This is a genomic window from Variovorax sp. Soil_C_19, from assembly GCF_057657255.1.
Window position 1 is genome coordinate 1 of the sequence record NZ_JBDGIV010000048.1, and the last position, 397, is coordinate 397.

Annotated in this window: 1 protein-coding gene; it reads left to right on the forward strand. The window is 71.5% G+C overall.

The window, feature by feature from the left end; translation table 11 throughout:
- On the forward strand, positions 1-397 hold a 397-nt coding region (locus AC3A6R_RS27160; RefSeq protein WP_487866184.1), incomplete at both ends, for a contractile injection system protein, VgrG/Pvc8 family.

Sequence of the window (397 nt, forward strand, 5' to 3'; positions counted from 1 at the left end):
TGGTGCGCACGCGCATGGAAGAGACCGGCAGCCAGGGCGAGCGCGCGAGCGGCGCGGGCAACCTGCGTGCGGTGGTGCCCGGCTGCCTGGTCGCGCTGGAGCGCCATCCGCACAACGAGTCGAACCGCCAGTACCTGGTGACCGCAGCGCACCTGCGGCTGCAGGACGTGGGCGACGCGAGCGCGCAGCAGCCGTTCGAGTGCCGGGTCGATTTCGAGGTGATCCCCGCGAGCAAGGTGTTCCGCGCGACAGCGCCGCCGGTGCCCAGGCCGCGCACCACGGGGCCGCAGACGGCGATCGTCACGGGACCGGCGGGCCGCGAGATCTGGACCGACGAGTACGGCCGCGTGAAGCTGAGCTTCCACTGGAACCGCTACTGCACGAAGGACGAGAACAG